The 4034-nt window shown below is 72.5% G+C and carries 4 protein-coding genes; 3 read left to right on the top strand and 1 reads right to left on the bottom strand.

Features of this window, described 5'->3' with window-relative positions; all coding sequences use genetic code 11:
- The coding region (locus tag GTW43_RS37640; RefSeq protein WP_202501882.1) for a hypothetical protein at nt 1-502 on the top strand (502 nt) is incomplete at its 5' end.
- 218 nt (nt 503-720) lie between these two features.
- On the top strand, nt 721-1314 hold the full coding sequence (locus GTW43_RS24205; protein WP_343246104.1) for a sigma-70 family RNA polymerase sigma factor: 594 nt from the start codon (nt 721-723) through the stop codon (nt 1312-1314).
- A 203-nt stretch (nt 1315-1517) separates the two neighbouring features.
- Here the strand turns inward: GTW43_RS24205 and GTW43_RS37635 are convergent, their stop codons facing one another.
- Nucleotides 1518-1694: a hypothetical protein gene (locus tag GTW43_RS37635; RefSeq protein ID WP_202501880.1), complete on the bottom strand. Its 177-nt coding sequence runs from the start codon at nt 1692-1694 to the stop codon at nt 1518-1520.
- Between the two features lie 366 nt (nt 1695-2060).
- On the opposite strand from GTW43_RS37635, the gene GTW43_RS24200 reads away from it, so the two are divergent.
- Nucleotides 2061-4034, top strand: a 1974-nt coding sequence (locus tag GTW43_RS24200) for an alpha-glucuronidase family glycosyl hydrolase (RefSeq protein ID WP_161304145.1), incomplete at its 3' end; no start/stop codon positions are given.

Below are 4034 nucleotides of genomic sequence, written 5' to 3'. Positions count from 1 at the left end.
GATCGCGGGCTGCGTCGGCGTCCAGGCGGCGCTGCACGCGGCACTGTCCCTCGCGCAGGCGGGCACCCGCGCCGAGAGCGGCCACACGCTCGCTCGGCGGTGGATCGCGTACCTCCTGTGCACGGGGCCCGGCGCGCCCGTGGAGGGCCTGCCGGCCGGTACGGGCCCGGCGATGCACGCGGCGCACGCGATGCCGGGGATGACGGTCCCGGGGCAGGACATGAGCGCGATGTCCTCGGCGGGCATGCTCGCCGCTCACCTCCTGGCGGCAGCGCTGTGCGGGGTGTGGCTGGCGCGGGGCGAGAAGGCCGCCTTCGACGCGCTGCGGGCCGTGGCGAGCAGGCTGAGCGCGCCGCTCCGCCTGCCGCTGCTGCGGGTCGTACCGGCGCGTGGCCCGCGCTCCCCGCTCCGGCGGCCGTCGTCCGACCCGATGCCGCGCCGCCTTCTCACCACCCGGACGATCACCTCCAGGGGCCCGCCCGCCCCTGTCGCTGTCGCCTGACGACAGCCGGTACCCCGGCACCGCGCCGACGCGGGCCGGGCAGCGGCCACGCGCCCGCGCGCGGCCGCTCTTCCTCACTCCACCGGAGCCGCGCCGTACGGCGTCCCGGATCCCGGGCGCCGCCCGACCGGCACCGCTCCTCGCCGATCGGTCCGCCCGCGCGACGGACCGCGCCGCCGTGCGCGCCTCTCCGGTGTCCGATCCGAGAAGGACCTCAGGTGATCACTCCTGCCCCGCCCTGCCCGCGCGACGAGTCGGCGACCGCCCTCGCGCTCGCCGCCCGCGGCGGTGACCCGCGCGCCACCGACCTCTTCTTCCGTGCCCTGCACCGCGACGTGCTGCGCTACGTGGCGCGCTGGTGCGCCGATCCCCATCTCGCCGACGATCTGGCCCAGGAGACGTTCCTGCGCGCGCTCGGCAGCCTGCACCGGTTCGAGGGGCGCTCCTCGGCCCGGACCTGGATCCTGTCGATCGCCCGCCGTTCGGTCGTCGACAGTTTCCGGCGCGCCGCCGCCCGGCCCCGGCTGTCCGCCACGGACGACTGGCAGGGCGCGGTGGAGCGCGCCCAGCCCCGCTGCACCCCGGGCTTCGACGAAGGCGTGGCCCTGTCCGCCCTGCTGGACGCGCTCCCCGACGAGCGCCGCGAGGCGTTCGTCCTGACGCAACTCGTCGGCCTGCCCTACGCGGAGGCCGCCGCGCTGATCAGCTGCCCGGTGGGCACCGTCCGCTCCCGCGTCAGCCGCGCCCGCCTCGATCTCATAAGTCAACTGGCCGATTCCGAACGGGAGATGCCCGCCACCGCACCGGTCTGACCGGTCGCCCGCAGGAGCGGGACCGGGGCCGCCGCTCACGCGGCGGCCCCGTGCGGGTCGGCTCGCGGGGCACTTCGCCAGGACGGCGATCTCGACGGCCTGACCCGCTCCGTGACTCGGCGCGAGGGTGCCCCGGGAGCCCTGCTCGCGGGTGGTGCGCTCCAGAGGGGGGCGCATCACTCGTTCACCCGACCGCCGCGCCGTCAGCGGCGCCGCCGGGTCCGCGTCCTCCGGTCGCCGATCCCCGCCACGTGCAGGGCCAGTGCGACCAGGCCGAGCAGCATCACGTTCGTCGAGGTGAAGACATCGTTGGTGCTCAGGTCCGCGGCGTTGATCAGGAACGCGATGAGGAACAGCACCGCTGCGACTATGCCGGCCATGTCCGAGCTCCTTTCGCAGGTGCTTCGCGTATGCCCGTCATTCCGCCCCGACAAGCGCGAGGGAGACGCCCGCCGGGCAGCGACCTCACCAACTCCCCTCCTCATGTTGACTTTTGAGCGTAGTCATACGCGATCGTCGGTCACATACGTGGACGCAGGGCGGGTGAACTGCGCTTGCGTGCACGGAATACCCCCGCATCCGTCCACCCCTTCAACTCACTTACGCGCCAGCCCACCTGCTTGCCGCCGATCGGTATGTTTCTTTCTGGTCGGTTCCGTTGACACCTGTCGTGGCGCGTGTGACGGTTGCGGAGCTTGGTCCTGGCCTGGACGCGCACTGTTCGTTCCCCGACGGAAGTGAGAGCCATGAGCTCAGGAATACGACGCCGCAGCGTCCTGTCCGCCGCCGCCCTCGGCGGCGTCGCCGGGTCGCTCGCCCTGTCCGCACCGGCCTCCGCGCAGCCGCGCCTCGCCACCTCCCCCACGGGCGGCGCGAGCACCGCCGCGCTGCCCGCCGAGGACGGCTACGACCTGTGGCTGCGCTACCGCAAGGTCGACGATCCCGACCTGCTCCGGCGCTACCGGGCCGCGCTGCCCGCTCTCGTACGCGAGGGTGGCGGGCCTCTCCAGCACTCCGCCGCCGAGGAGTTGAGCAGGGGACTGAAGGAACTCCTCGGTGTCCGGGGCGCCCGGCTCACGCCGCGCACCTCCGCCCCGGCGGGCCCGGCGCTCGTCGTGGGCACCCCGGACAGCTCGCCGCTGGTCCGCGCCCTCGTGCCCGCGGCCGACCTCGACGGACTCGGCGACGAGGGCTACGTGATCCGACGCGTGACCGACCACGGCAGAGCACGTACCGTCGTGGCGTCCCGCGCCGACCTCGGCGTGCTCTACGGCGCCTTCCACCTCCTGCGGCTCGTGCAGACCCGCCGGCCACTCGAGGACGTCGACGTCCGGGAGAGCCCGGCCGCGCCCCTGCGCGTGGCCGACCACTGGGACAACATCGACGGGTCGATCGAGCGCGGCTACGCGGGCACGTCCTTCTTCGACTGGGACGAGCTGCCGCGCCTCGACGACCGATACACCGACTACGCGCGCGTGCTGGCGTCCCTCGGGATCAACGGCGCCGTCATCAACAACGTGAACACGCCGGCCGACTACCTCGCCGAACCGTTCCTGACCAAGCTCGCCGCCCTCGCCGGGGTCCTGCGCCGCTACGGCGTCAGGCTGTACGTCACCGCGAACTTCGCCGCCCCCATCGACCTCGGCGGGCTCGACACCGCCGACCCGTTCGACGCGGACGTGCGGCGCTGGTGGGTCGAGAAGGCCGACGAGATCTACGCGAAGATCGAGGACTTCGGCGGCTTCCTCGTGAAGGCCAACTCGGAGGGCCGCCCCGGGCCGCTCGACTACGGCCGGACGCACGCCGACGGAGCCAACGTCCTGGCGGAGGCGCTGGAACCGCACGGCGGCATCGTGATGTGGCGTTCCTTCGTGCACGACGGCGACGCCAAGTGGGACCGGCAGGCCTACGACGACTTCACACCCCTGGACGGCGCGTTCGCCGACAACGCCGTCGTGCAGATCAAGAACGGGCCGATCGACTTCCAGGTCCGCGAGCCCGCCCACCCGCTGTTCGGCTCGCTCCCGAAGACCAATTCGATGATCGAGCTCCAGGTCACCCAGGAGTACACGGGCCACGCCACGCACCTGTGCTACCTCGTCCCGCAGTGGAAGGAGGTCCTCGACTTCGACACGCTCAAGGCGGGCAAGGACAGCACCGTCGCCCGGGTCGTCACCGGCAGGGTCCACTCGTACTCCCACTTCGGCTTCGCGGGCGTGATGAACGTCGGCGACACCCGGAACTGGACGGGCTCGCACCTGGCCGCCGCCAACACCCACGGGTACGGGCGACTCGCCTGGAACCCGGATCTGTCGGCCCAGGAACTGGCCACGGAGTGGACGCGGATGACGTTCGGCAACGACCCGCATGTCGTCGAGACCGTCTCCGCCCTCCTGCTCGGCTCCTGGCGCACCTACGAGGACTACACGTCACCCCTGGGCACCGGCTACCTCACCCACCCGCCGGACGGCTCGGTGACCGGACACTTCGACGCGAGCCCGACGACCACCACGCAGTTCCACAAGTCGGACCGCGAGGGCATCGGCTACGACCGCACCGCCGCCACCGGCAACGGCTACACGGACCTCTACGCGCCGGAGAACCGCGACACGTACGAATCCCTGGAGAACTGCCCCGAGGACCTGCTCCTCTTCCTGCACCACGTCCCGTACACCCACCGCCTGGACAGCGGGAAGACCGTCATCCAGCTCATCTACGAC

Source organism: Streptomyces sp. SID5785 (assembly GCF_009870065.1).
GTDB lineage: Bacteria > Actinomycetota > Actinomycetes > Streptomycetales > Streptomycetaceae > Streptomyces.
Note: the sequence above shows the minus strand (reverse complement) of the source record. Positions and strands in the feature narration are given on the sequence as shown.

Bases quoted from the DNA above. Each gene is read 5' to 3' on its own strand.
- GTW43_RS37635 (WP_202501880.1), bottom strand. From the start codon at position 1,694: ATGGCCGGCATAGTCGCAGCGGTGCTGTTCCTCATCGCGTTCCTGATC.